Genomic DNA, 24763 nt, shown 5'->3' with positions numbered 1-24763 from the left:
ATAAGCACAACGTCACCCGGCGGCGTGACCCAGGGATCAGAAGATTTTTGAGAACTTATCAATGTTGCTGGCATCGTAGACGAATGGCTTAGCCATCGCCCCATTGCCGTCGGCATCCAGTTGCACTTTACCCAGTTTCCCCATATTGGCTTCGGTTTTGCTGGCGGTGCCTTTAACCAGATCGTCCGCCAGATACGTCGCCGCATAGCCCAGATCGATAGGATTCCAGATCGCAAAACTTTTCGACGCGCCTGACTTCACCGCGCCTGCCATTTCGGATGGCAAGCCGAGACCCGTCACATACACTTTGCCAATTTTGCCCTGATCCTTCACTGCCTGCGCCGCGGCGACAATGCCGACGGAAGACGGGGAGACGATCACTTTCAGATCCGGGTAAGATTTGAGCAGCCCTACTGCTTCGCGGTAGCTCTTGTCTGAGAGATCGTCGCCATAAGCCACGGTCACCAGGTTGATAGACGGATACTGCGGAAGCACCTTTTTCATCTCCGCAATCCAGATATTCTGGTTGGTCGACGTTGGCGTGGCGCTCAGGATCGCCACATCGCCTTTCTCCACGTTCAACGCCTTCAGCGCATCGGCGGCGAGTTTGACGTTGGTTTCGCCGATCAGGGCATTATTTGACGGGTTAAGGTGGATCTGCCGCCCTGCAGGCGCGACGCCGGAATCCCATGACACGACTTTGATACCACGCTGCATCGCTTTCTTCAGGACGGGTACAACGGCATCGGGATCGTTGGCAGAGATGGCGATCGCATCAACGCCCTGGGCGATCAGCCCATTCAATACTTCGATCTGCGCTTCAGCGGTAGTCGTGGTGGGACCGGTGTAGATCACTTTGACATCACCGATCTCTTTGGCGGCTTCCTGAGCGCCGACGTTTGCCGCTTCGAAAAATCCATTACCTAACGATTTCGCCACCAGGGCGATTTTTACTTCAGCTAAAGCGGAACCGGACAACGCCAGAGCGGCAACGGTGAGGATCAAGCTTGTCTTTATATTCATTGCTTTTACTCCACATCATGTTGATTCCCATGGGGAATGGTTTGGATTTGCAGGTGACAGAGTTCGCCCCGTCTCAGTGAGCGGGGCGCGATGTTGTTATCAATACAGTTCTAATGCACTGGCGAGCGGGGTGACGCCAAAGCGTTTACCCAGCGCGATCAGTTCTTCGCGGCTGATGGTTTGCTTCATACCGCCCATCGACAGCACTTTGACTAACACTTCGGCGGACTTCTCGGCGGTATCGATCAGTCCAAACGTTTCATCCAGCGTCGGGCCGCTGCCGAATACGCCGTGGAACGGCCACAACACCAGCGAATGTTTCTGCATTTCCTGCGCGGTGGCCTGGCCGATTTCATCGGTGCCCGGCACCATCCATGGCAGAATGCCCACGCCATCCGGGAAGACCACCAGACACTCGGTACTGCCTTCCCACAGTTTGCGGGTAAAAAGCGCGGTGCTGTTTTCCAGCACGTAGGTCAGGGCGATCAGGTTGGTGGCGTGGCAGTGCATGATCACGCGATCTTTACCTTGCGTGGTCTGGATACGTTCGCAGTGCGACAGGAAGTGTGCCGGCAACTCAGAGGTGGGCACCGCCTCGTTCGTCAGCCCCCATAGAATGTGGTAGCCCGCTCCGTCGCTGTCCACTTTCACGATGCCCAAATTGGCGGCGGGATCGAGTTGTACGTTGCGGAAGAATTTACCAGAGCCGGTCACGATAAACGGCGTGTTCGCCAACAGCGGCATTGGCTGGCTCAGGGCAATGTAGCGTGGTGCAGGATGGAAATCGGCGCTGAAAGGGGCAATATCCGCGTCATCGAGACGCAGCGTCAGGTTGCCGCCATTGCGCTCGTCCCAGCCTTTCAGCCAGGCGTCGGAGGTGGCTTTAATCATCCCCTGGACAAACCAGGCGTCGAGAATATTTTGCATAAAAGGTCTACCTGTTTTAGTCAATGCCCGATGGCAATGCGCCTATCGGGCCTGCGATGTTGAATGTGTCAGTAGGCCGGATAAGCGCAGCGCCATCCGGCAATAATGTGTTAACCGCGTTTGCTCAAAATCTCTTTCTCATAGGCGCGAACGCTCTCGAGCCACTGGCTGCCAGCGGGCGTGTCATGACGCTGGCAATACATTTCCCATACCGCCTGCCACGGCAGCGATTTTTGCTCTTCCAGCAATGCCAGGCGTGCGGTGTAATCGCCACTGGCTTCCAGTTGGCGCAGATGTTCGGTGGGTTCCAGCAGGGCGCGCAGCAGCGCTTTTTTCATATTGCGGGTACCGATGACCCATGCCGCGATGCGGTTGATGGAGGCGTCGAAGAAGTCGAGACCGATGTGGACGCGGTCGAACAGGTTGTGGCGTACGATCTCGCTGGCAATCGCCTGGGTTTCATCATCCAGCAGTACCACGTGGTCGCTGTCCCAACGCACCGGGCGGCTCACGTGCAGCAGCAGACGCGGCACATACAGCATGGCGGCGGAGATTTTGTCGGAGATCACTTCTGTCGGATGGAAGTGGCCCGCATCAAGACACAGCGCGGTCTGGCGGCTGGTGGCATATCCCATGTAGAACTCGTTGGAGCCGACGGTATAGCTTTCTGCGCCGATGCCAAAGAGTTTGCTTTCAACGGCGTCGATATGGTGCGCCGGGTTCAGTTTTTCACTGATGACTTCGTCCAGCGCGTCCATCAGACGCTGACGCGGGGCCAGGCGGTCCACGGTGACATCTTTCATGCCGTCCGGGATCCAGATATTCATCACCGACGGCGTGCCCAGTTGCTCGCCAAAGTAGGCGGATACGCGGCGGCTGGCCTTGCAGTGGTCGATCCAGAACTGGCGGATTGTGTCGTCGGCATGCGCCAGCGTGAAGCCGTCAGCGCTCAGCGGATGCGAGAAGCAGGACGGGTTGAAATCCAGACCAAGTTGATGCGCTTTTGCCCACTCTACCCAGTTTTTAAAGTGTTCCGGTTTGATTTTGTCACGGGCGACCGGGGTATCGGATTCCAGATAGATGGCATGCAGGTTCAGGCGTTTAGGCCCAGGGATCAGGCTAAGCGCCTGCTCCAGATCGGCGCGTAGCTCATGGGCATTACGCGCTTTACCCGGGTAGTTACCGGTGGCCTGAATACCGCCGGTGAGCGATCCTTCCGGGTTTTCGAAACCGGCTACATCATCGCCCTGCCAGCAGTGCATTGAGACCGGCAGACGATCGAGCTGGCGCAGCGCCTCCTCGACATCAATACCTACTGCGGCGAAGCGTTGTTTCGCCAGTTCCCAGGCTTGTTCCAGTTGAGTGGTCATGCGCAAAGCTCCTTTGTCTGTCGTTTTGAATGAAATTGCGTCACATAGCGGGCAATCTCACTGTCAGGATTGGGGGTAAACGTCGTCAGGTTGTAATTAGCGGTGACCACCTGGCGGAAGTCATCGACGTTGTTGAGTTCATCCAGCGTCATCAACTGGATACCGATGTTGCCGAGCGTAGAGGCTTCAACAGGCCCAGCCATGACGCGAATACCGCAGGCATCGGCGCACAGTTGGTTCAGCAGGGCGTTCTGGCAGCCACCGCCGACAATGTGCAACTGGCTGAAGGTCTCGCCGCGCAGCGTCGCCAGTTCTTGCAACACATCGGCGTACAGCAGCGCCAGACTGTCGAAAATACAGCGCGCCAGTTCTGCATCGCTATCAGGCACCGGCAGTCCGGACTCGCGACAGGCGGCCTGAATTTCAGCGCTCATGTTGGCGGGGTTGATAAAGCGATCGTCATTCGGGTTGATCAGAAAACGGCAGGCGGGCAATGCGTGCGTGGCGGCAATCAGTGCGGACAGGTCGTCCACCTGGCGCTCTTTCAGCACGCGCTGCAGCAGCCACAGACCCATGATATTTTTCAGTACCCGATAACGCCCTTCCGCGCCGCCTTCATTGGTGATGTTCGCCGCCAGCGCGGCGTCGTTGGTGTAAGGCGTTCGGCTTTCAAAGCCCATTAACGACCAGGTGCCGGAGGAGAGATACGCACTGTGTTTATCAGCCAGCGGCGAGGCGATCACCGCGCTGGCGGTGTCGTGACTGGCGACGGCCACCACGGGGATCTGATTCTTCTGCGGGCAAATCCAGTAACCAATCACGTTGCCCGGATGCGTCGGGTGACCAAACCAGCCGTTGTCTGCCCCCGTCCATGCCAGCAGCGTCTCATCCCAGTCATCGCTGTTGATGTTTACCAGTTGCGTGGTGGTAGCGTTGGTGTATTCCCAGTTCAACTCCCCGGTCAGACGGAAGCTGAAGTAGTCGGGGATCAGCAAGGCATGTGCGACCTGCGAAACCCACTCCGGCTGCTGTTCAACCAGTGCACGCAGCTGGTAGAGCGTGTTGAACGGCAGAAACTGGATCCCGCTGCGTTGATAAATAGTGGTTTTACCGAGCTGTTCCTGTGCGCGTTGCATTACGCCTGTGGTGCGGCTGTCACGATAAGAAACCGGTAGCCCGACGCGTTGGCCTTGTTTATCGATCAGGACATAGTCCACGCCCCAGGTATCAATGCCGATACTGTCAATGCGGATGCCTTCATCGCAGACTTTTTCCAGCCCCAGGCGAATGGCGTCTTCGAGACTGTCGAGATCCCAGGTGTCGAAACCGTCCTGCTTTTGCAGGCAGTTCGCGAAGCGATGGATTTCACGCAGCGTCAGGGTGCGATGTTCACTGTCATAGCGCGCCAGCATTACGCGTCCGCTGGAGGCGCCAAGATCGACAGCGACACAATGGCGAAAAGTCATAGTGAGGTCCTTCTGAGTTTCATTAAGCCCAGTCTAGAAAACCTCGTTATGGCTCACCTTCTTGTTACTGACAGGCAAAATTGGCCGCTGGCAAGAAAGCAAAGGTGAACGTGATAACGTTCACAGTTTCCGGTAATAGGCGCGATTTCCCCTGATGTGACGCCGTCCGCATTTCCGGATCTTTCCCGTCTTTTCTTGAAAAATTGACCTTGTTTGCACGGTTTTATGTCAAAAATTTAAGGTGAGGTGGCTAACCCTTAATTACTATTTCTGACATGTTCATTTGACCTGGATGCCATCATGACCGTACTGCACTGCGTGGATTTTTTTCCATCAGGTAAAGCGCCTGTGGCCATTGAGCCCCGCTTACCTCAGTCCGCTTTTCCAGAGCATCATCATGATTTTCATGAGATTGTGATTGTGGAACATGGCACCGGTATTCATGTATTCAATGGACAGCCCTATACCATCAGCGGCGGTACGGTTTGCTTTGTCCGCGACCATGACCGGCACTTGTATGAGCATACGGACAATCTTTGCCTGACCAATGTGCTCTACCGTTCGCCCGATGCGTTCCGCTTTCTGGCAGGGTTAGATCAGTTACTGCCGCAGGAACAGGATGGCGTGTATCCCTCTCACTGGCGGGTGAATCAGAGCGCGCTACAACAGGTGCGCCAACTGGTGGCAAAAATGGAACAGGACGGCGATGAGAGCGATCTCCCCGGCGTCGCCAATCGTGAAATTCTGTTTATGCAACTGCTGGTGCTGTTGCGCAAAAGTAGCCTGATGGAAGGGGCGGAAAATAACGATGCGCGCCTGAATCAGTTGATGGCCTGGCTGGAAGATCATTTTGCGGAGGAGGTCTGCTGGGAGGCGTTGGCCGATCGCTTCTCGCTTTCCCTGCGCACGCTGCACCGCCAGTTGAAACAACAGACTGGGCTGACGCCGCAGCGCTATCTTAACCGTCTGCGCTTAATCAAAGCCCGCCATCTGTTGCGTCATAGCGATGAAAGCGTCACAGAAATCGCCTATCGCTGTGGTTTTGGCGACAGTAACCACTTTTCGACTCTGTTTCGCCGTGAATTTGACTGGTCGCCGCGCGACATTCGCCAGGGACGGGATGCGTTACTTCAGTAACGCGAATGCTATCAACGTTTTTCGCCGCCAGAATGTTAATAATCATCGATCTGTGATGCCGGAAATCTTATCCGGCCTGGGTGTTGACGTAATTTGCGGGTCGGATAAGGCGAAGCCATCATCCGGCAAGGAATATTCAGGTGGCGAATCAACTGATTCTTCTAAAAGATGACTTCTTTGCGAATGCCGGACAGGCCGTCGCTGTCGCCGATCGCTATCCGCAGGATGTGTTTGCCGAACATACGCATGATTTTTGTGAGCTGGTGATCGTCTGGCGCGGCAATGGTCTGCATGTGCTCAATGACCGTCCCTATCGCATCACCCGTGGCGATCTGTTTTATATTCGCGCCGAAGACAAGCACTCTTACACCTCCGTTAACGATCTCGTGTTACAGAACATCATCTATTGTCCGGAGCGGCTAAAGTTGAATCTGGGCTGGGAGAGCGCGATCCCGGGTTTTAACGGCACACCGCGACAGCCGCACTGGCGACTGGGTAGTGTGGGTATGACGCAGGCGCGCCAGGTGATAAGCCAGCTTGAGCATGAAAGTAACCAGCACGATCCGATCGCCAACGACATGGCGGAGCTGCTCTTTGGCCAACTGGTGATGACGTTGAAGCGTCATCGCTATGCGACCGACACGCTGCCAGCGACCTCCAGCGAAACGCTGCTGGATAAACTGATTACCGCGCTGGCCGCCAGTCTGGAGCGTCCGTTTGCGCTGGATGTCTTCTGCGATCGGGAAGCGTGCAGTGAACGCGTGCTGCGCCAGCAGTTTCGTAGCCAGACCGGAATGACGATTAACCAGTATCAGCGCCAGGTTCGCGTCTGTCATGCGCAATATTTACTTCAGCACAGCCGTCTGATGATCGGTGAGATTTCGATGAAGTGTGGCTTTGAAGACAGTAATTACTTTTCTGTGGTGTTTACGCGGGAAACCGGGATGACGCCCAGTCAGTGGCGTCATCTCAGTAATTCAACGGATTAGCTTGCCATACCCAGACCGACAATGTTGGCGGCGATGATGATCACCACACATCCCAGACTCAGGACGCTGACAGGACGACGCCCGGCGTTGTTCCACTCTTTCAGTACCAGACCGACAATACCACCGCACAGCACGTAGAAACTCATGTGCAGCATCCAACTGATGTAGTCATATTGCGCCGGAATGCGCGCGTGGCCCCAGGCGTAGAAAAAGAACTGCAAATACCACATCAGGCCACCCAGTGCGGACAGCAGCACGTTGGTGATGATAAGCGATTTTGCCAGCGAGAAGTCGGCTTTTACCGACAGGCTCTTCACTTTTGCCAGACGAATAAAACAGAAACCCAGATTGACCAACGCGCCGCCGCCCATGATCACTACATAGCTTGGCAGTGCGACATACAGCGGGTCTACACCCAGTGCCGCGGCGGCTTCATGCATCGGCTTCGCCGCGTTCATCGCAAACGACATGCCTGCGGAGAAAATGCCGCACATTACCGCCAGCAACAGCCCTTTTTTCAGGTTGAATTCTTCGGCTTTGATGCCCATTTTACGCTCTTTGAGCTGGCCCGCGCGTGTGACGATCCCGACGCCAATCAGCGCAACCAGCACCCCGAGCAGCGTCATACGCCCGCCTTCGGTGTTAATCAACACATCAAAATTGCCGTTGATGATAGGGGTCATCAGCGTACCGACAATCAGCGTAATGCCGATGGCAATGCCAATCCCCATCGACATGCCGAGGTAGCGCATGGTCAGACCGTAGTTGATATTGCCGATGCCCCACATGGCGCCGAACAGAAACACCGGCAGTAGAGTGGAAAGGCTGAATGAACTGTAGTAGGCCCAGAAGTCAGGCAGCAGCATGGCGCTGATGGTCCACGGGAGGATCAGCCACGAGACAATCCCACCGACCGACCACATGGTTTCCCATGACCACTGTTTCACTTGTTTGAACGGGGCATAGAAACAGGCTGCACTGGCCGCACCTATCAAATGCCAAAAAATACCCATCGTAATCGCGTTACTCATCACATCATCCTCATTGTTTTTATCGTCGTTTCTAGCCTTCCGACGTCATGAGTTTAAAAATTGCGCAGATGTATAACCTTTTGCCGATTGCCGTGATTTTCCCTTTCTGGCAAAGACCCGGTTAAGTGGGTGATATGGCTCACATAATCAGCAATAGACGTTAATGTAATAACCTTAGTAAAAGTACGGCATTGATAATCATTTTCAATATCATTTAATTAACTATAATGAACCAACTGCTTACGCGGCGTTAACACCCGGCCGCTCGACAATAATGGAGATGATTATGAGTTATACACTGCCATCCCTGCCGTACGCTTATGATGCGCTGGAACCGCACTTCGATAAGCAGACGATGGAAATCCACCATACCAAACACCACCAGACCTATGTAAACAACGCCAACGCGGCGCTGGAAAGTCTGCCTGAATTCGCTAACCTGTCTGCTGAAGAGCTGATCGCTAAACTGGATCAGGTACCGGCCGACAAGAAAACCGTTCTGCGTAATAATGCGGGCGGTCACGCTAACCACAGCCTGTTCTGGAAAGGCCTGAAAAAGGGCACTACCCTGCAGGGCGATCTGAAAGCGGCTATCGAACGTGATTTCGGCTCTGTTGATAACTTCAAAGCAGAATTCGAAAAAGCAGCCGCCACCCGTTTCGGTTCCGGCTGGGCCTGGCTGGTGCTGAAAGGCGACAAGCTGGCGGTCGTTTCAACCGCAAACCAGGATTCCCCGCTGATGGGTGAAGCGATTTCTGGTGCGTCTGGCTTCCCGATTGTGGGCCTGGACGTGTGGGAACACGCTTACTACCTGAAATTCCAGAACCGTCGTCCGGACTACATCAAAGAGTTCTGGAACGTGGTGAACTGGGACGAAGCGGCTGCGCGTTTCGCTGCAAAAAAATAAGTCTTATTTAACAAGACATCGCGTTTATATGACCCCGTCGGCGTGGCCGGTGGGGTTTTTTTGTGATCAAAATCGAATGAAAAACAGTGATCCACAAAAATTGAAACATTGTTTTATTGTGTGGTTGGGATCACTTTTATTATTGTGCTGAATGTCTATCGTTGACACATCTTTACATCGGAAGGTGATGGAAATGCAGATTAAACGCACGATAGAAAAAATCCCTGGTGGCATGATGCTCGTCCCTCTGTTCCTGGGCGCGTTGTGTCACACGTTCTCTCCTGACGCGGGGAAATATTTTGGCTCATTCACCAACGGGATGATCACCGGCACGGTGCCTATTCTGGCCGTGTGGTTCTTCTGCATGGGGGCCTCCATCAAGCTAAGCGCGACGGGTACCGTCCTGCGTAAGTCCGGGACGCTGGTGGTGACTAAAATTGCCGTGGCGTGGGTAGTGGCGGCGATTGCCTCGCGGATTATTCCTGAACATGGCGTGGAGGCAGGATTCTTTGCCGGGCTGTCGACACTGGCGCTGGTTGCGGCAATGGACATGACCAACGGCGGGCTGTACGCGTCCATTATGCAACAGTACGGCACCAAAGAAGAGGCCGGGGCATTTGTTCTGATGTCGCTAGAGTCCGGACCGCTGATGACGATGATCATCCTCGGTACGGCCGGGATTGCGTCGTTTGAACCGCATGTGTTTGTCGGCGCAGTGCTGCCTTTCCTGGTGGGCTTTACGCTGGGTAACCTTGACCCGGAACTGCGTGAATTCTTCAGTAAAGCCGTCCAGACGCTGATCCCTTTCTTCGCCTTTGCGCTGGGTAACACCATCGATCTGAGCGTGATAGCACAGACCGGTCTGTTGGGTATTCTGTTGGGTGTGGCGGTGATTATCGTCACCGGTATTCCGCTGATTATTGCCGATAAACTGATTGGCGGCGGCGACGGTACAGCAGGGATTGCGGCGTCCAGCTCAGCAGGAGCTGCAGTGGCGACACCGGTACTGATCGCAGAAATGGTGCCCGCGTTTAAACCGATGGCACCGGCTGCAACTTCGCTGGTCGCCACCTCGGTGATTGTGACATCAATCCTGGTGCCGATTATCACCTCCATCTGGTCGAAGAAGGTCAAAGCAAAAGTGGCGGCAGTCGACATCCAGAATGCAGTGAAATAATACAATAATGCCGGATGGCGCTACGCTTATCCGGCTTGTTTTTGCGTCATAAAAAGGCCTGGTGAATCTCACCGGGCCTTGTCTATTAACGACCAAACACCTCATCAATCGTCCGGCAATCGTGTTCGTTCAACTCGCCGCCCGCATTGCGTGAAACCCCTGTGCAATAGCCAAACTTGCGCGATACCACCGTCTTGATGGTGGTGACGAAATCTTCGCCGATGGCATAAATCGACATGTATACGCCAATTTTCTGCTGAATGTCGCGAAGGGCCGCCAGGTCACCGGCCTTGAACGCCTCACGCGCGCTGACAAACAGCTCCGGCATCACATTGTTCAGCCCAGAGATAATCCCCGCGCCGCCAGCCAGCAGATTGGGAATGAAGTACTCGTCATAGCCTGAAAGGACGGCAAAGTCGTTACGCACGGCCTGCGTTGCCTCGATCATTCGGCGGGTATGCGACTGACAGTCAACAGTATCTTTGATCCCGGCAAAGTTCGGGAACTCGCTGGCAAGCTGGGCAACCAGATCCGGCGTTAAGTCGCTGCCGGTGCGCGGCGGGAAGTTGTAGGCAAACCATTTCCCGCTGAGCTTTTGCCCCAACTGGCGGAAGTAGCTCAGCAGTTGCTTCGGCGTTTGACCGTAGTAATAGGGTGGCAGAACCATCACTGCATCGTAGCCTGTGCGATACGCTTCCTGCGCCATCCGCAAGACATCGTGGATGCAGGTGGAGGAGACGTTAGCCACCATCTTCAATGGGCTCATGCCGCGCGCCTCGCGAATCAACAGCAGGCGTTCGTCAAGGGTGAAGGAAGCGAACTCTCCGATACTGCCCATCAGCAAAATCACGTCGATTTTTGCGTCAGTGAGGCGTTGAAGGTGTTGGCTCAGACCGTTGAGATCGATATTACCATCCTGATCCATTGGCGTAATGGAGGGGCACCAGACGCCAGCAAACTGCGTTTGACCTGTCACGTTGTTGACTCCTTATTATGAAATGCCGTTTCAAAATCACTTCCATTGATAGCATGGATATTTGCGCGTCGTGTGAACCTTGCTCTCATTTTGCGCGGTTGAGGTAAAATAATTGTGGTTAAATAAGGCAAATTGATCAGGGAGAGGGCCAGATGCGATATCCAGTAGACGTGTTCAGCGGCAAGATTCAGGACTACGCGGGAAGCCGCCCCAGTGCAATTGGCAAAATTCAGGTCGATGGCGAACTGATGCTGACGGAACTGGGTCTGGAAGGTGATGAACAGGCAGAAACGAAAATCCACGGCGGGCCCGATCGTGCGCTGTGCCATTATCCGCGCGAACATTATCTGTACTGGGCGCGGGAGTTCCCCGATCAGGCGGATCAATTCGTGGCCCCGGCGTTTGGTGAGAACCTCTCTACCGATGGCCTGACGGAACACAATGTCTATATTGGCGATATTTTCCGTTGGGGCGAAGCGCTGATTCAGGTCACACAGCCGCGCTCACCGTGCTTTAAGCTTAATTTCCACTTTGGTATTAGCGATATGGCGAGCCTGATGCAGAACTGCGGCAAAACGGGCTGGCTGTGTAGTGTGATTGCGCCAGGCATGGTGTCAGCCGATGCGCCACTGGAGCTGGTCTCCCGCGTTAGCGACGTCAGCGTACAGGAGGCGATCGCCATAGCCTGGCATATGCCTTTTGATGATGAACAGTACCATCGTTTACTGTCAGCGGCGGGGCTGTCGAAGAGCTGGACGCGAACGATGCAAAAGCGCCGTTTAAGCGGCAAAATCGAAGATCAATCCCGGCGTTTGTGGGGCAAATAAGCGCTGCTATCCGGCAACGGAAAAAATGCCTGATGGCGCAACGCTTATCCGACCTACCGTTCGTGGAGATTTGTCGGCCGGATAAGGCGTTTACGCCACTATCCGGCACAATACCGTTACGAACGTTTATACAACGGCAACCAAATCACCAGCCGTAAACCGCCCAGCGGGCTGTCTTCGGCTTTCACCCAGCCGCGATGCTGCTGAATGGCGGTTTCTACAATTGCCAGACCCAGACCGGTGCCGCCGGATTCGCGATCGCGTGCTTCATCGGTGCGATAGAACGGGCGGAAAATCTGCTCACGGTCTTCCGGGCTGACGCCAGGACCATCATCATCCACCGTGATCGTAATTCCGTCTTTATCCACTGCGAAGCCGACTTCAATCTTCGAGTGTGAATAGCGCAGGGCATTACGGACGATGTTTTCCAGCGCACTTTCCAGCGCGTTCGGGTTTCCGTACAGCGGCCACGGTCCCGGCGGGAAATTCACCGTAAGCGATTTGCCCATCTGTTCGGCTTCAAAGGCGGCATTATCCAGCACCTCACCCCACAAATGATTGGCTTTCATCGTTTCGCTGACCAGCGCATTTTTCTGCTGATTGCGCGACATGACCAGCAGATCGTTGATCATGCTGTCCAGACGCTGCGCTTCCGTCTCAATACGCTCCAGCTCCTTACTTTCGCCGCTGCGACGACGCAACAGCGCGGTCCCCAGTTGCAAACGGGTGAGCGGGGTTCTCAGTTCGTGTGAGATATCAGACAACAGACGCTGTTGCGTGGTCATCATCCGCTCCAGCGCGGTCACCATCTGGTTAAAGCTGGCGCCTGCGGCAAGAAATTCCTGCGGACCGGCTTCCAGTTCCGGATGCTGACGCAGGTTACCCTGAGCCACCTCATCCGCCGCGTTTTTCAACTTACGTGCCGGTTTTGCCAGGCTCCACGCCAGCCATAACAACAGCGGAGAACTGACTAACATCGTGACAATCAGCAACAACAGCGGGCGGTCAAACAGCAGGTTGATAAAATCGGATTGGGAACTGCTGGCTGGTCGAATCAGGTAAAGCTGGTAGTTATCTTCCCCGTCTCTGACGGAGAAGGGCCCCACCATTTCAACGCGACCGTACTTTTTCTTCTGCGGATGATCGGCGTTATCCGCCTGACCAATAAAGTTACGAATGATCTGCATTTCGCTGCGTTCAGCGCCGATCACGCGTCCTTCTGTAGTCACAAGCAATAACCGCTGTCCTGGCGGCGCCCACTTGTCAATCGCACGGAACAGGCGACGCCACCACATCAAATCATTGGGTGGATCGTTCGCGAGTTCAGCTTCTACGTGTTGCTCAATCATTAACCCCTGGCGCTGTTCGCTGTCCAGTAGCTCGGTCATCTGGCGTGAGTCGAGCTTGGGTAACATCAGTACCAACATCAACACCAGTGCCAGCGTCAACCAGAAGATGGCAAAGATGCGCGCGGTTAAGCTCCCTATCATGAAGCGGAAACCATCAGATAGCCGCGACCACGCAGAGTTTTAAACCACGGATGCCCGTCTTTCCGCTCCGGCAGTTTGCGCCGCAGGTTGGAGATATGCATGTCGATGGCACGGTCGAAAGGCGTCAGGCGTTTACCCAGCACTTCCTGGCTCAAATGTTCACGCGATACCACCTGGCCGAGATGCTGCGCCAGCAGATAGAGCAGGGTGAATTCGGTACCAGTTAACTCCAGCGTCTGACCATCAAAGCTGGCTTCCTGGCGGCCCGGGTTAAGGCTAAGGGCATCCACTTCCAGCGTCGGCGAGCCGTTATCGCTGCTCTGCTGCTGCTCGCTCCAGTGCGAACGACGCAGGATCGCGCGGATACGGGCGACCAGTTCACGATCGTTAAACGGTTTCGGCAAATAGTCATCTGCACCCAGCTCAAGGCCGAGTACGCGATCCAGTTCGCTACCGCGGGCGGTCAGCATAATTACGGGCGTCTGGTGTGTCTGGCGAAGCGCTTTCAACGTATCGATACCGTTTTTCTTCGGCATCATCACATCAAGCAAAAGTAAATCAATGCTGTCGTCCAGAAGCTCAAGCGCCTGCTCCCCGTCATGGGCAACCAGCACATTGAAGCCTTCCATTTCGAGCAGCTCCTTTAACAGGGAAGTCAGCTCTCGGTCATCATCAACTAACAGGATTTTATTCATTGTTTAAGTACCTCCGAGGCAGAAATTACGTCATCAGGCGTCGCTAATCCATGACTTTACGTTGTTTTACACCCCCTGACGCATGTTTGCAGCCCGAATCGTAAACTGTCTCTCGTTGAATCGCGACAGAAAAGATTTTGGGAGCAAATGATGCGCAAAGTTACCGCTGCCGTCATGGCCTCAACGCTGGCACTCAGTACGGTTAGCCATGCAGCTGAAGTCGTTACAGGCGATAACTGGCACCCGGGAGAATCCTCTGCGCCGCGCACTGTACAGAGCCATATGTTTGACGGCATAAGTTTAACCGAACATCAACGTCAACAGATGAGAGATCTGATGCAACAGGCCCGCCATGAGCAGCCGCCTGTTAATGTTAGCGAAATGGAGACGATGCATCGTCTTATTACTGCAGAAAATTTTGATGAAACCGCTGTGCGCGCTCAGGCAGAAAAAATGGCGCAGGCACAGGTTGCCAGACAGGTCGAAATGGCCCGCGTTCGCAACCAGATGTATCGCCTGCTTACCCCCGAGCAGCAAGCGGTTTTAAACGAGAAGCACCAACAAAGAATGGAGCAGTTGCGTGACGTGACGCACTGGCAAAAAAGTTCTTCGTTGAAGTTATTGAGTAGTAGCAACTCACGTTCCCAGTAGTAAACCCTGTTTTCCTTGCCATAGACACCATCCCTGTCTTCCCCCACATGACGTGGGGGTTTTTTTTGCCTGTAAATTGTCATCGTCATAATCACTGATTGTCTTACACCATCCGTTATACTACCGGCATGAAATGGCAGGAGTGTTTATGAATCAATCCTATGGGCGGTTAGTCAGTCGGGCGGCCATTGCCGCGACAGTGATGGCATCGCTGTTACTTTTGATCAAAATTTTTGCGTGGTGGTACACCGGGTCGGTGAGTATTCTGGCGGCCCTGGTCGACTCGCTGGTGGATATTGCCGCGTCGCTCACTAACCTGTTAGTGGTGCGCTATTCGCTGCAGCCCGCGGATGATGAACATACCTTTGGTCATGGCAAAGCGGAATCACTGGCTGCGCTGGCGCAAAGCATGTTTATTTCCGGTTCGGCGTTGTTTTTATTTTTAACGGGTATCCAGCATCTGATTACACCGACGCCGATGAACGAACCCGGCGTGGGGGTTGTGGTTACCATTATCGCCCTGATATGTACTGTGGTGCTGGTCTCGTTTCAGCGCTGGGTGGTGAAGCGGACGCAAAGCCAGGCAGTACGGGCGGATATGCTTCATTATCAGTCTGATGTTATGATGAACGGTGCGATTCTCGTGGCGCTCGGTCTGGCCTGGTACGGCTGGCATCGTGCAGACGCGTTGTTTGCTTTGGGGATTGGCATCTATATTTTATATAGCGCGTTACGCATGGGTTATGATGCCGTGCAGTCGTTACTGGATCGCGCATTACCCGATGAAGAACGTCAGGAAATTTTTGACATCGTGACATCATGGCCGGGCGTCAGTGGTGCTCACGATCTCCGTACGCGGCAGTCAGGGCCGACCCGCTTTATTCAGATTCATTTGGAAATGGAAGATAATCTGCCGCTCGTTCAGGCGCATGTTGTGGCTGAACAGGTAGAGCAGGCGATTTTACGGCGTTTTCCGGGCTCCGATGTCATTATCCATCAGGACCCGTGTTCCGTCGTACCCAGGGAAGGCAAAAGGTTTGAGCTTTCGTAAGTGAGCGTAAAAAAGAGAGCCAGGCCCGCATTTTGTGTATAAATTACCGCCATTTGGCCTGACCTGAATCAATTCAGCAGGACGTGATTGTTATACTATTTGCATATTCGTTGGATCGTCTCGCTATGCAGGATCGACTTCCGGCAACAGACTTCATTTTGCATTCCAAAGTTCAGAGGTAGTCATGATTAAGAAAATCGGTGTGTTGACAAGCGGCGGTGATGCGCCGGGCATGAACGCAGCAATCCGTGGTGTGGTGCGCGCAGCACTGACGGAAGGACTGGAAGTCATGGGGATTTATGATGGCTACTTGGGTCTGTACGAAGACCGTATGGTGCAGCTCGACCGTTATAGCGTGTCCGACATGATTAACCGCGGTGGTACCTTCCTGGGTTCCGCTCGTTTCCCGGAGTTCCGTGACGAAAATGTCCGCGCCGTGGCTATCGAAAACCTGAAAAAACGTGGAATCGACGCGCTGGTGGTGATCGGCGGTGACGGTTCTTACATGGGTGCGAAACGCCTGACTGAAATGGGCTTCCCGTGCATCGGCTTGCCTGGCACTATCGATAACGATATCAAAGGCACTGACTACACCATCGGTTACTTTACGGCGCTGGGCACCGTGGTTGAAGCGATTGACCGTCTGCGCGACACCTCGTCTTCTCACCAGCGTATCTCTATCGTTGAAGTGATGGGGCGTTACTGTGGCGACCTGACGCTGGCGGCAGCGATTGCCGGTGGCTGTGAGTTCGTTGTGGTACCGGAAGTGGAATTCAGCCGTGACGATCTGGTTGCTGAAATCAAAGCGGGTATTGCGAAGGGTAAGAAACACGCTATCGTGGCAATCACTGAGCACATGTGCGATGTCGACGAACTGGCGCATTACATTGAGAAAGAGACGGGCCGTGAAACCCGCTCGACCGTACTGGGTCACATCCAGCGCGGCGGTTCTCCAGTGCCTTATGACCGCATCCTGGCTTCCCGTATGGGTTCTTACGCCATTGAACTGCTGCTGGAAGGTCACGGTGGTCGTTGCGTCGGTATTCAGAACGAAAAACTGGTTCACCATGACATCATCGATGCTATCGAAAACATGAAGCGTCCGTTCAAAGGTGACTGGCTGGATTGCGCGAAGAAACTGTACTGATTCTTCTCTGCGCCTGATGGCGCTACGCTTACCCGGCCTACAGATCGCAAGACTTGTAGGCCGGATAAGGCGTCAGCCGCCATCCGGCATACGCCCTCCATATATTCCCTCTCGTTATAGCCAATCTTTTTTTATTCTTTAATGTTTGGATACCTTTCTGGCACGCTTTGCTCATCACAACACAACATAAGAGAGTTGGGCGATGAACAAATGGGGCGTAGGGTTAACTTTGCTGCTGGCATCCAGCGGCGTTCTGGCAAAGGATATTCAATTACTGAACGTGTCTTACGATCCAACGCGTGAGCTGTACGAGCAGTACAACAAAGCGTTTAGCGCACACTGGAAGCAAGAAACGGGCGATAACGTGGTGATTCGTCAGTCACACGGCGGGTCAGGCAAACAGGCGACCTCGGTGATTAACGGCATTGAGGCGGATGTGGTGACGCTGGCACTGGCCTATGATGTGGATGCGATTGCCGAGCGTGGTCGTATTGATAAAAACTGGATCAAACGCCTGCCGGACAACTCTGCGCCTTACACCTCCACCATTGTGTTCCTGGTGCGTAAAGGCAACCCGAAGCAAATTCATGACTGGAACGATCTGGTTAAGCCTGGCGTTTCGGTGATCACGCCTAACCCGAAAAGCTCCGGCGGTGCACGCTGGAACTATCTGGCTGCCTGGGGTTATGCGCTGCACCACAACAACAACGATCAGGCAAAAGCGCAGGACTTTGTGAAGGCGCTGTTTAAGAATGTCGAAGTGCTGGACTCTGGCGCACGCGGTGCGACCAATACCTTTGTCGAACGCGGCATCGGCGACGTGCTGATCGCCTGGGAGAACGAAGCGCTGCTGGCGACCAATGAGCTGGGCAAAGATAAATTTGAAATCGTGACGCCGAGCGAATCCATTCTGGCTGAACCGACGGTCTCCGTTGTGGATAAAGTGACCGAGAAGAAAGGCACTCAGGCCGTGGCGGAAGCCTATCTAAAGTATCTCTACTCACCGGAAGGTCAGGAGATTGCGGCTAAAAACTACTACCGTCCGCGTGATGCAGAGGTGGCGAAGAAATACGAAAATGCGTTTCCGAAGCTGAAACTCTTTACCATTGATGAAACGTTCGGCGGCTGGACGAAAGCGCAAAAAGAACACTTCTCGAATGGCGGAACGTTCGATCAAATCAGCAAGCGTTAAGAGCTGGCAGGAGAAGAAGCCCGGGGTATTTACCGCCGGGCTTTTTTATTTGTCATCATTTTGCGTTACTCTTGCAGGCCGTTGAGATACAGGGAACGCGTTATGAAAAAAACAGGCTATGGACTACTGGCCGTTGTCGTTATTGCCGCTGCGGCAGGTTTTGGCTACTGGAAGCTGGCCGGAAACCCGGATGCGTTGCGTAAGATTGTGCTTGAGCAATGCCTGCCCAACCAGTTGCAGCATCAAAACCCTGCGCCATGTGTCGAAGTGAAGCCCGATGCTGGATATGTGGTCTTTAAAGATCGCAATGGTCCGCTGCAATATCTGCTGATGCCGACTTATCGCATTAATGGCACCGAGAGTCCGTTGCTGGTGGAACAATACACGCCGAATTTCTTCTGGCTGGCCTGGCAGGCGCGCGATTTCATGAGCCAAAAGTATGGCAAGGATATTCCGGACAGCGTCGTGTCGCTGGCAATCAATTCGCGCAGCGGACGGACGCAAAACCATTTCCACATCCATATTTCCTGCCTTCGTCCTGATGTCAGAGCGCAACTGGACGCTAACCAGACCAAAATCAGCACCCGCTGGTTACCGCTGCCGGGCGGACTGCGCGGGCATGAGTATCTCGCCCGTCGCGTGACAGAAAGCGAACTGGCGCAGCGCAGTCCGTTTATGATGCTGGCCGAAGAGGTGCCGGAAGCGCGTGAGCGAATGGGCAGCTATGCGCTGGCGCTGGCGCGTCAAAGTGATGACGCTTTTGTTCTGTTGGCCACGCAGCGCAACATGCTGGCGTTTAACCGGGCGTCGGCAGAAGAAATTCAGGATCACGACTGTAAGCTCCTGACTCAGCCCTGATCGCCACGCCGACGGTTGTCGGCGTTTTTTTGCACAATCTCCCACTTCAGGCCAGCGAAGATGTATCGTTGGTTAAAATAATGTGAATTCGATCAAAAGATATAAAGGTATACCTTTATATCTTTTGTGGTTCCATTACACTCCCTCATAACGCCTGATCCTGGTTTTCTGGGTCATGCGTTAATCATAAAAGCTTTTATTTCACGTAGTTACGTCATCCTTTTTTCGACATTCTTGCGCTGAACGGCGCAAAAGGAATACCGATATGAAATTGTCTATCGTGGAAAAAATAGGTTTCGGCGCCGGGGATATGGCGATCAACGTAGTGATTATTGCCATGCAGCTTCTGCTGGCATATTTCTACACGGATATTTACGGTTTACGGGCAGCGGATGTGGGTGTGCTGCTGGTGGTGGTGCGGATGATCGATGCCATTATCGATCCGGCAATGGGAATGCTGACCGACAAAGTGTCGACCCGCTGGGGACGCTATCGTCCATGGTTGTTATGGTTTGCCATTCCATTTGGCTTCGCCGTCTATCTGATGTTTATCACGCCGGATATGGCGTATATGGCGAAGCTGGCATGGGCCTATTTCACTTACATTCTGATGACGCTGGTTTATACGGCGATCACCATCCCTTATATCTCTCTGATTGGCGTTATCACGGACGATCCGGGCGAGCGTCTGAGCGCCAACGGGTATCGTTTTGTGATGACCAAAATCGCCGCGTTTCTGGTGACGATTGTGGTTCCCATGCTGGCGGTCTGGCTGGGACAGGGCAATAAAGCGCTGGGTTATCAGCTCTCTATGGGCCTGATGGGGGCGATGGGCGCCGTGCTGTTTATCTTCTGCTTTATGACCACCCGCGAACGCAGCGAGCCTGAATTGCCGTCACTGTCCGTCAAACAGCAGTTTGCGAATTTACTACGTAACGACCAGTGGCTGATTCTGGGCGTGGTGATTATGTTGCTGATGTGCGGCTACGTGATCCGCGGTTCGGTCGCGGCCTATTACGCCAAATATTATCTGAATGGCGGTGACAGCCTGATTTCACCGTTCCTGACCGTCGGCGTGGTGGCGTCTATTCTGGCGATGATTGCGACCACGTGGGTGACTAAGTTCTGGGACAAAATAAAAATGTTCCGCTACACCCAACTGATGACCTTCGCGCTGAGTATCGGCATGTATCTTTGCGTCGGGCAGCAGAACCTGATCCTCGCCTTTGTCTTTTACTTTCTCATCAACTTCTTCTGCGACATGCAAATGCCGGTGTTCTGGTCTTCCATCGCGGAGGCCGTCGATTACGGCGAGAAGAAAACCGGGCTGCGCGTTTCCGGACTGGCTTTCGGCGGCATTCTGTTCTTTCAGAAATTCGGGATGGGGATTGCCGGCGGCGTCCTTGGCTTCCTGCTGAGCCACTTCGGCTACCAGGCGGATGTCCAGCAGAGTGCAAGCTCGCTGACCGGGATTGCGCTGATGATGACGCTCATCCCTGCCGTCTTCCATCTGGTGGTTGGCGTGGTGATGAAAAAGTATCTGATCAACAACGATTATTACCGCGATATCCAGAGTGAACTGGCGCAGCGTCAGGCGTGAGGAGGAGCAGATGAGTCATCTCAAAAAAGTCTGGGTGATTGGCGACGCGTCCGTGGATCTGGTGCCGGAAGGCGCGGACACCTACCTGAAATGTCCGGGGGGGGCATCGGCTAACGTCGCCGTTTGCATCGCGCGACTGGGTGGCGACTGTGAATTTATCGGCTGTCTTGGGGAGGATGACGCCGGACGTTTTCTCCGCCAGACGCTGGCAGAAAACGGGGTAGGTGTGGGGTCATTGCGCCTCGACCCACAGCAAACCAGCGCGGTACTGATCGTCAATCTGACGCCAGAAGGCGAGCGCAGTTTTACCTATCTGGTACATCCCGGCGCGGACACTTTTGTCTCGGTGCAGGATTTACCGACTTTCAGCGCCAACGAGTGGTTTTACTTCAGCTCGATTGGCCTGACCGACAGTCCGGCGCGTGAGGCGTGTCTGGAAGGCGCCAGACGCATGAAGACGGCGGGAGGGCACGTCATGTTCGACGTTAACCTGCGCGTCAGCATGTGGCGGGATATCCAGGAAATCGTCCCCTTACTCGCACAATCTATTGCGCTGGCCTCCATCTGCAAGGTCTCTGCGGATGAGCTGTGTTGGCTGGGTAAGGTCGAACGCTGGCAGGACGCACGCTATCTGATGCGTGAACTTGGCTGTGAAACCACCGTTATCTCATTGGGCGATGCAGGGGCGTACTTGGTGACGCCAGAGGGCGAATGCGCGTTCCCGGCCGCGAAAATTTCCGTGGTGGACACCACCGGAGCGGGCGATGCCTTTGTCGGCGGGCTGCTTTATACCCTTTCACAGGCCGCTTCCTGGGACAGTCACTTGCTTGCGCAGGCGATCGGTACAGCCAATGCCTGCGGCGCGATGGTGGTCACGGCAAAAGGGGCGATGACCGCGCTGCCTTATCCTGAACAGCTCGCGGCTTTTCGCGCCAGTCATCCACTGGAAAAAATATGCTAAACCGTTAAGGAGTCATTCATGCACGTTGAAATTAACAAAATACTGGGCTGCCTGATTGGTGCCGCTGCGGCGGACGCGATGGGCGCAGCGACCGAAGTGCGTACTCAGCAACAAATTCGCGAATACTTTGGTGGCTGGGTGACCGGTTTTGAGAAACCGCCCGCCGATACGTTTGGTCGCTGTAACGAAGCCGGAATGTGTACCGATGACTTTATTCAGGCGAAGTACATCATGGACGCCCTGCTACAGCACCATCGTCAGGTGAGCGATGAAGCAATGCGTGAAGCCTTCCAGCGCTGGCTGGCCTATCCGTACTACGCCAATTTTACCGGGCCAACCACCCGAGCCGCGATGAAAGCCATCTTTAACGATAATCGCGTGTCCCTGCAGGGGGAACTGGAAGGTGAGAAACAGTCGGTACAGATTATCAATAAGGGGAATGCGGAAGCCACCAACGGCGCGGCAATGAAGATTTGGCCTGCCGCCGTACTGCATCCTGGCGACATAGAAAAAGCGATTCAGACTGCGCTGGAAATCTGCCGCTTTACCCATAATAACGTACTGGCGATGTCTGGCGCAGCGGCGATGGCGGCAGCAACCAGCGAGGCGTTACAGTCCGTGGCGAGTGCGGAAAGCATTATTGCGGCCGGGATTTACGGCGCTGACAGGGGTTATGCGCTGGCGGCAGAACAGGGCGCGATGATGGTTGCCGGGCCGTCGGTGGCGCGTCGTATTGAACTGGCGGTAGCGATCGGTAAGCGGCACGCCCATTGGGAGACGGCGATTGTTGAGATTGCCGATATCATCGGGTCCGGGTTGCACGTCAGCGAGGCGGTTCCGGCCGCGTTTGGTCTGTTCGCGTGTTGTCCGGATTCGGCCGTTGATGCTATTATTTCCGCCGTTAATATCGGCAATGACACCGATACCGTCGCCACCATGGTTGGGGCACTCTCCGGCGCCTGGCACGGTGCTGATGCTTTTCCTGCCGACTATTTAACTACCGTTAATCGTATGAATCATTTCGATTTGGCTGAACTCGCCAGACAGATTAAAGGGTAGTGCGCTGCCCTGCGGGGGCGGCGACAACCGTCCCCGACTGGCAGACTTTCGAGGTAAATGGCTTGCAGGTTGATAAAACGAGTTTCACTCCGCTGTATAAGCAGTTGTTTTATATCATCTGCCAGCAGATCCAGAACGGGACCCTGCCGCTGGGGAGTCAGTTGCCAACGCAAAAAGCGATCGCCCAAACCTATAATGTGTCGCTGATCGTCGTGAAGCAGGCGTGGAGTGAGTTGATCAACGCCGGTGTGATCACCTCTCAACGCGGAAGTGGTTCCGTGGTGAGCGCGGTGCCGGAAGGCGTCAGCTATGGTCATACCTTTCGCGGGATCACCAGCGACCTGCGTGATGCCAGCGTGGCGGTTGAGAACCGCATTCTGGAAATCGCCACACGCCGGGCGCGCGACGCGCAGGAAGATGGTTTAAGCCTGCCGGCCCATCATCACTATCTCTATATTTCTCGGGTGCGATACCTGAACGATCGCCCGTTTAACCACGAGAAAATTTATCTCGATCTCTCCTTCTTTCCGGGATTAACCCTGACAGCGGATGAACTGGCCCATACCTCGCTTTATCACCTGTTGAATGTGAAAAGCGACTCAGCGATCGAAAAGGTCGATGCCATTCTGCCCAGTCCTGATTTATGCGAGAAGCTGCAGATTGCTGAGAACAAACCACTCCTTTCCGTGGCGCGCCAGACGTTTATGGCGGGGGAAGCGCATCCCTTTGAGTATTGCCGCTACTATGTGCTGTCTGACTACTTCGGCGAAATCCATTATCACTGACCCTCTGCTTTTTTAGGGGGAGACGCGCGTTTACAGAAGGGGGATGCCCCCGTATTCTTGTTGAAAAAAACAACAGGAGACAGGCATGTCGCTCTGGTTTTCACACCCTCTGTTTCTGCCCTCGTTGGTGGTGATTGTCACCATCCTGCTCTGGGCAACCTCGCTATTACCGGAATTTATCACTGCGCTGCTGTTCTTCACGGTGGCGATGGTGGCGAAAATCGCCCCACCGGACGTCATCTTTGGCGGCTTTGCCTCCTCGGCGTTCTGGCTGGTATTCAGCGGCTTTGTGCTGGGCGTGGCGATCCGCAAAACCGGACTGGCGGACAGGGCGGCAAGAGCGTTGTCATCACGGCTGACGGAATCCTGGCCGCTGATGGTCTCAAGCGTGGTGCTGCTGAGCTATGCACTGGCGTTTGTAATGCCCTCCAATATGGGACGTATCGCGCTGCTGATGCCCGTTGTTGCAGCGATGGCGAAGCGTGCCGGGATCCTTGATGGCACCCGTGCGTGGTATGGCCTGGCGCTTGCTGTGGGTTTTGGCACTTTTCAGCTTTCCGCCACCATTTTGCCTGCTAACGTGCCGAATCTCGTAATGAGCGGGGCGGCGGAAGGATCGTACGGTATCCATCTGAACTATCTGCCTTATCTGCTGCTGCATACGCCGGTATTAGGCTGGCTGAAAGGCGGACTGTTGATTGCGCTGATCTGCTGGCTGTTTCCCGGAAAACCCCATGCGCCACGTGAATTCTCACCACCGGAGCCAATGAGCCGCGACGAAAAACGACTGGCCTGGATGCTGGCAGTCGTGCTGGTGATGTGGGTCAGCGAAAGCTGGCATGGCATTGGTCCGGCGTGGACCGGGCTGGCGGCAGCGGTCATCACCCTGTTACCGCGTGTCGGGTTCATCAATGGAGAGGAGTTTTCCACGGGGGTTAACATCCGTACCTGCATTTATGTTGCCGGTATTCTTGGACTGGCGAGCGTTGTGACGCAAACCGGTATTGGCGATGCGGTCGGTGAAGCGCTGCTGCACGTGATGCCGCTGGATCCGGAGAAACCGTTCACCAGTTTTCTCGCCCTGACCGGCATCACCACTGCGCTTAACTTCATTATGACCGCCAACGGCGTTCCGGCGCTGTATACCACTCTGGCGCAGAGCTTTTCTGAGGCAACGCAATTCCCGCTGCTGTCGGTGATTATGATTCAGGTGCTGGGCTATTCAACGCCGCTACTGCCGTATCAGGCATCACCTATTGTGGTGGCGATGGCGTTAGGCAGGGTGCCAGCGAGAGCCGGGCTGCTCCTGTGTCTGGTGCTGGCGCTGACGACGTATCTGATCCTGCTGCCACTGGACTATGCATGGTTTAATCTATTAGGAAAATTGTAGTGTTAATTGCCTGATTATTTTAGTTTTGTGAGAGGGTGGTGAGTTTTACCTGCA

At 54.5% G+C, this 24763-nt stretch carries 23 protein-coding genes; 15 read left to right on the top strand and 8 right to left on the bottom strand.

Going from position 1 to position 24763, the window contains the following annotated elements:
- Positions 1-36: 36 nt before the first annotated feature.
- From rhaS (HVZ37_RS21440) to rhaB, 4 genes are all read right to left on the bottom strand, one after another.
- Positions 37-1023, bottom strand: a complete 987-nt coding sequence (gene rhaS / locus HVZ37_RS21440) for a rhamnose ABC transporter substrate-binding protein (protein WP_042998894.1) — start codon at positions 1021-1023, stop codon at positions 37-39.
- A 99-nt stretch (positions 1024-1122) separates the two neighbouring features.
- A complete protein-coding gene (gene rhaD / locus HVZ37_RS21435; protein ID WP_042998895.1) occupies positions 1123-1950 on the bottom strand; it encodes a rhamnulose-1-phosphate aldolase in 828 nt (275 codons plus the stop codon).
- 110 nt (positions 1951-2060) lie between these two features.
- Complete coding sequence (rhaA, locus tag HVZ37_RS21430) at positions 2061-3320, bottom strand: L-rhamnose isomerase (protein ID WP_042998896.1); 1260 nt, start codon at positions 3318-3320, stop codon at positions 2061-2063.
- Positions 3317-4786 (bottom strand): rhamnulokinase, encoded by a 1470-nt coding sequence (gene rhaB / locus HVZ37_RS21425; protein WP_181627954.1) that lies wholly within the window; start codon positions 4784-4786, stop codon positions 3317-3319. The genes rhaA and rhaB overlap by 4 nt, the downstream gene beginning before the upstream one ends.
- A 300-nt stretch (positions 4787-5086) precedes the next feature.
- On the opposite strand from rhaB, the gene rhaS (HVZ37_RS21420) reads away from it, so the two are divergent.
- Positions 5087-5923, top strand: a complete 837-nt coding sequence (gene rhaS / locus HVZ37_RS21420) for an HTH-type transcriptional activator RhaS (RefSeq protein ID WP_044328282.1) — start codon at positions 5087-5089, stop codon at positions 5921-5923.
- A 140-nt stretch (positions 5924-6063) separates the two neighbouring features.
- Positions 6064-6912 (top strand): HTH-type transcriptional activator RhaR, encoded by an 849-nt coding sequence (gene rhaR, locus HVZ37_RS21415; RefSeq protein ID WP_042998899.1) that lies wholly within the window; start codon positions 6064-6066, stop codon positions 6910-6912.
- On the opposite strand, the gene rhaT is transcribed toward rhaR, so the two are convergent.
- Positions 6909-7943, bottom strand: coding sequence for an L-rhamnose/proton symporter RhaT (gene rhaT, locus HVZ37_RS21410; RefSeq protein ID WP_061069461.1), 1035 nt, complete (start codon positions 7941-7943; stop codon positions 6909-6911). The two genes, rhaR and rhaT, sit on opposite strands and share 4 nt — an antisense overlap.
- Positions 7944-8229: 286 nt before the next feature.
- On the opposite strand from rhaT, the gene sodA reads away from it, so the two are divergent.
- Positions 8230-8850 (top strand): superoxide dismutase [Mn], encoded by a 621-nt coding sequence (gene sodA, locus HVZ37_RS21405; RefSeq protein WP_044257452.1) that lies wholly within the window; start codon positions 8230-8232, stop codon positions 8848-8850.
- Positions 8851-9043: 193 nt separating this feature from the next.
- Positions 9044-10027, top strand: a complete 984-nt coding sequence (kdgT, locus tag HVZ37_RS21400) for a 2-keto-3-deoxygluconate transporter (protein ID WP_042998902.1) — start codon at positions 9044-9046, stop codon at positions 10025-10027.
- A gap of 85 nt (positions 10028-10112) precedes the next feature.
- Here kdgT and HVZ37_RS21395 read toward each other — a convergent pair whose 3' ends face one another.
- The gene (locus HVZ37_RS21395; RefSeq protein ID WP_044257454.1) at positions 10113-11003 is read right to left on the bottom strand and encodes a dihydrodipicolinate synthase family protein; all 891 of its coding nucleotides are present in this window, start codon (positions 11001-11003) and stop codon (positions 10113-10115) included.
- A gap of 152 nt (positions 11004-11155) precedes the next feature.
- On the opposite strand from HVZ37_RS21395, the gene yiiM reads away from it, so the two are divergent.
- Entirely contained in the window at positions 11156-11830 is a 675-nt protein-coding gene (gene yiiM / locus HVZ37_RS21390) for a 6-hydroxyaminopurine reductase (protein WP_042998904.1), read from the top strand.
- Positions 11831-11946: 116 nt separating this feature from the next.
- Here yiiM and cpxA read toward each other — a convergent pair whose 3' ends face one another.
- Together cpxA and cpxR are read right to left on the bottom strand one after the other, a co-directional pair.
- Positions 11947-13320 (bottom strand): envelope stress sensor histidine kinase CpxA, encoded by a 1374-nt coding sequence (cpxA, locus tag HVZ37_RS21385; protein ID WP_044257455.1) that lies wholly within the window; start codon positions 13318-13320, stop codon positions 11947-11949.
- The gene (cpxR, locus tag HVZ37_RS21380; RefSeq protein ID WP_001033731.1) at positions 13317-14015 is read right to left on the bottom strand and encodes an envelope stress response regulator transcription factor CpxR; all 699 of its coding nucleotides are present in this window, start codon (positions 14013-14015) and stop codon (positions 13317-13319) included. Before cpxR ends, cpxA begins: the two co-directional genes overlap by 4 nt.
- Positions 14016-14165: 150 nt before the next feature.
- On the opposite strand from cpxR, the gene cpxP reads away from it, so the two are divergent.
- From cpxP to HVZ37_RS21330, 10 genes are all read left to right on the top strand, one after another.
- Positions 14166-14666 (top strand): cell-envelope stress modulator CpxP, encoded by a 501-nt coding sequence (cpxP, locus tag HVZ37_RS21375; protein ID WP_043001792.1) that lies wholly within the window; start codon positions 14166-14168, stop codon positions 14664-14666.
- 148 nt (positions 14667-14814) lie between these two features.
- Entirely contained in the window at positions 14815-15717 is a 903-nt protein-coding gene (gene fieF, locus HVZ37_RS21370; RefSeq protein ID WP_042998907.1) for a CDF family cation-efflux transporter FieF, read from the top strand.
- 184 nt (positions 15718-15901) lie between these two features.
- Complete coding sequence (pfkA, locus tag HVZ37_RS21365) at positions 15902-16864, top strand: 6-phosphofructokinase (protein ID WP_042998908.1); 963 nt, start codon at positions 15902-15904, stop codon at positions 16862-16864.
- 202 nt (positions 16865-17066) lie between these two features.
- Positions 17067-18056 (top strand): sulfate/thiosulfate ABC transporter substrate-binding protein Sbp, encoded by a 990-nt coding sequence (gene sbp, locus HVZ37_RS21360; RefSeq protein WP_061069489.1) that lies wholly within the window; start codon positions 17067-17069, stop codon positions 18054-18056.
- 102 nt (positions 18057-18158) lie between these two features.
- Entirely contained in the window at positions 18159-18914 is a 756-nt protein-coding gene (locus tag HVZ37_RS21355; RefSeq protein ID WP_042998910.1) for a CDP-diacylglycerol diphosphatase, read from the top strand.
- 265 nt (positions 18915-19179) lie between these two features.
- Entirely contained in the window at positions 19180-20514 is a 1335-nt protein-coding gene (locus HVZ37_RS21350; protein WP_042998911.1) for an MFS transporter, read from the top strand.
- A 10-nt stretch (positions 20515-20524) separates the two neighbouring features.
- Entirely contained in the window at positions 20525-21475 is a 951-nt protein-coding gene (locus HVZ37_RS21345) for an aminoimidazole riboside kinase (protein ID WP_044265202.1), read from the top strand.
- An 18-nt stretch (positions 21476-21493) separates the two neighbouring features.
- Entirely contained in the window at positions 21494-22534 is a 1041-nt protein-coding gene (locus HVZ37_RS21340) for an ADP-ribosylglycohydrolase family protein (RefSeq protein WP_042998913.1), read from the top strand.
- Positions 22535-22596: 62 nt separating this feature from the next.
- Positions 22597-23319 carry a GntR family transcriptional regulator gene (locus tag HVZ37_RS21335; RefSeq protein WP_043001793.1) on the top strand — a complete coding sequence of 241 codons (723 nt, stop codon included), beginning with the start codon at positions 22597-22599 and terminating at the stop codon, positions 23317-23319.
- An 85-nt stretch (positions 23320-23404) separates the two neighbouring features.
- Positions 23405-24709 (top strand): SLC13 family permease, encoded by a 1305-nt coding sequence (locus HVZ37_RS21330; protein ID WP_042998914.1) that lies wholly within the window; start codon positions 23405-23407, stop codon positions 24707-24709.
- Positions 24710-24763: the final 54 nt, after the last annotated feature.

The organism is Citrobacter sp. RHB35-C17 (assembly GCF_013816795.1).
Classification (GTDB): domain Bacteria; phylum Pseudomonadota; class Gammaproteobacteria; order Enterobacterales; family Enterobacteriaceae; genus Citrobacter_A; species Citrobacter_A amalonaticus.
The sequence above is the reverse complement of the archived record's forward strand: the minus strand, read 5'-3'. Positions and strand labels throughout refer to the sequence as shown.

Excerpts from the sequence above, each read along its gene's own strand:
- kdgT (WP_042998902.1), top strand. The coding sequence starts at position 9,044 with ATGCAGATTAAACGCACGATAGAAAAAATCCCTGGTGGCATGATGCTC.
- rhaT (WP_061069461.1), bottom strand. The coding sequence starts at position 7,943 with ATGAGTAACGCGATTACGATGGGTATTTTTTGGCATTTGATAGGTGCG.
- rhaS (WP_042998894.1), bottom strand. The coding sequence starts at position 1,023 with ATGAATATAAAGACAAGCTTGATCCTCACCGTTGCCGCTCTGGCGTTG.
- rhaS (WP_044328282.1), top strand. The coding sequence starts at position 5,087 with ATGACCGTACTGCACTGCGTGGATTTTTTTCCATCAGGTAAAGCGCCT.
- HVZ37_RS21330 (WP_042998914.1), top strand. The coding sequence starts at position 23,405 with ATGTCGCTCTGGTTTTCACACCCTCTGTTTCTGCCCTCGTTGGTGGTG.
- yiiM (WP_042998904.1), top strand. The coding sequence starts at position 11,156 with ATGCGATATCCAGTAGACGTGTTCAGCGGCAAGATTCAGGACTACGCG.
- cpxR (WP_001033731.1), bottom strand. The coding sequence starts at position 14,015 with ATGAATAAAATCCTGTTAGTTGATGATGACCGAGAGCTGACTTCCCTG.
- cpxA (WP_044257455.1), bottom strand. The coding sequence starts at position 13,320 with ATGATAGGGAGCTTAACCGCGCGCATCTTTGCCATCTTCTGGTTGACG.
- HVZ37_RS21350 (WP_042998911.1), top strand. The coding sequence starts at position 19,180 with ATGAAATTGTCTATCGTGGAAAAAATAGGTTTCGGCGCCGGGGATATG.
- pfkA (WP_042998908.1), top strand. The coding sequence starts at position 15,902 with ATGATTAAGAAAATCGGTGTGTTGACAAGCGGCGGTGATGCGCCGGGC.
- rhaD (WP_042998895.1), bottom strand. The coding sequence starts at position 1,950 with ATGCAAAATATTCTCGACGCCTGGTTTGTCCAGGGGATGATTAAAGCC.
- HVZ37_RS21355 (WP_042998910.1), top strand. The coding sequence starts at position 18,159 with ATGAAAAAAACAGGCTATGGACTACTGGCCGTTGTCGTTATTGCCGCT.
- cpxP (WP_043001792.1), top strand. The coding sequence starts at position 14,166 with ATGCGCAAAGTTACCGCTGCCGTCATGGCCTCAACGCTGGCACTCAGT.
- rhaA (WP_042998896.1), bottom strand. The coding sequence starts at position 3,320 with ATGACCACTCAACTGGAACAAGCCTGGGAACTGGCGAAACAACGCTTC.
- HVZ37_RS21340 (WP_042998913.1), top strand. The coding sequence starts at position 21,494 with ATGCACGTTGAAATTAACAAAATACTGGGCTGCCTGATTGGTGCCGCT.
- rhaB (WP_181627954.1), bottom strand. The coding sequence starts at position 4,786 with ATGACTTTTCGCCATTGTGTCGCTGTCGATCTTGGCGCCTCCAGCGGA.
- HVZ37_RS21345 (WP_044265202.1), top strand. The coding sequence starts at position 20,525 with ATGAGTCATCTCAAAAAAGTCTGGGTGATTGGCGACGCGTCCGTGGAT.
- sbp (WP_061069489.1), top strand. The coding sequence starts at position 17,067 with ATGAACAAATGGGGCGTAGGGTTAACTTTGCTGCTGGCATCCAGCGGC.
- sodA (WP_044257452.1), top strand. The coding sequence starts at position 8,230 with ATGAGTTATACACTGCCATCCCTGCCGTACGCTTATGATGCGCTGGAA.
- fieF (WP_042998907.1), top strand. The coding sequence starts at position 14,815 with ATGAATCAATCCTATGGGCGGTTAGTCAGTCGGGCGGCCATTGCCGCG.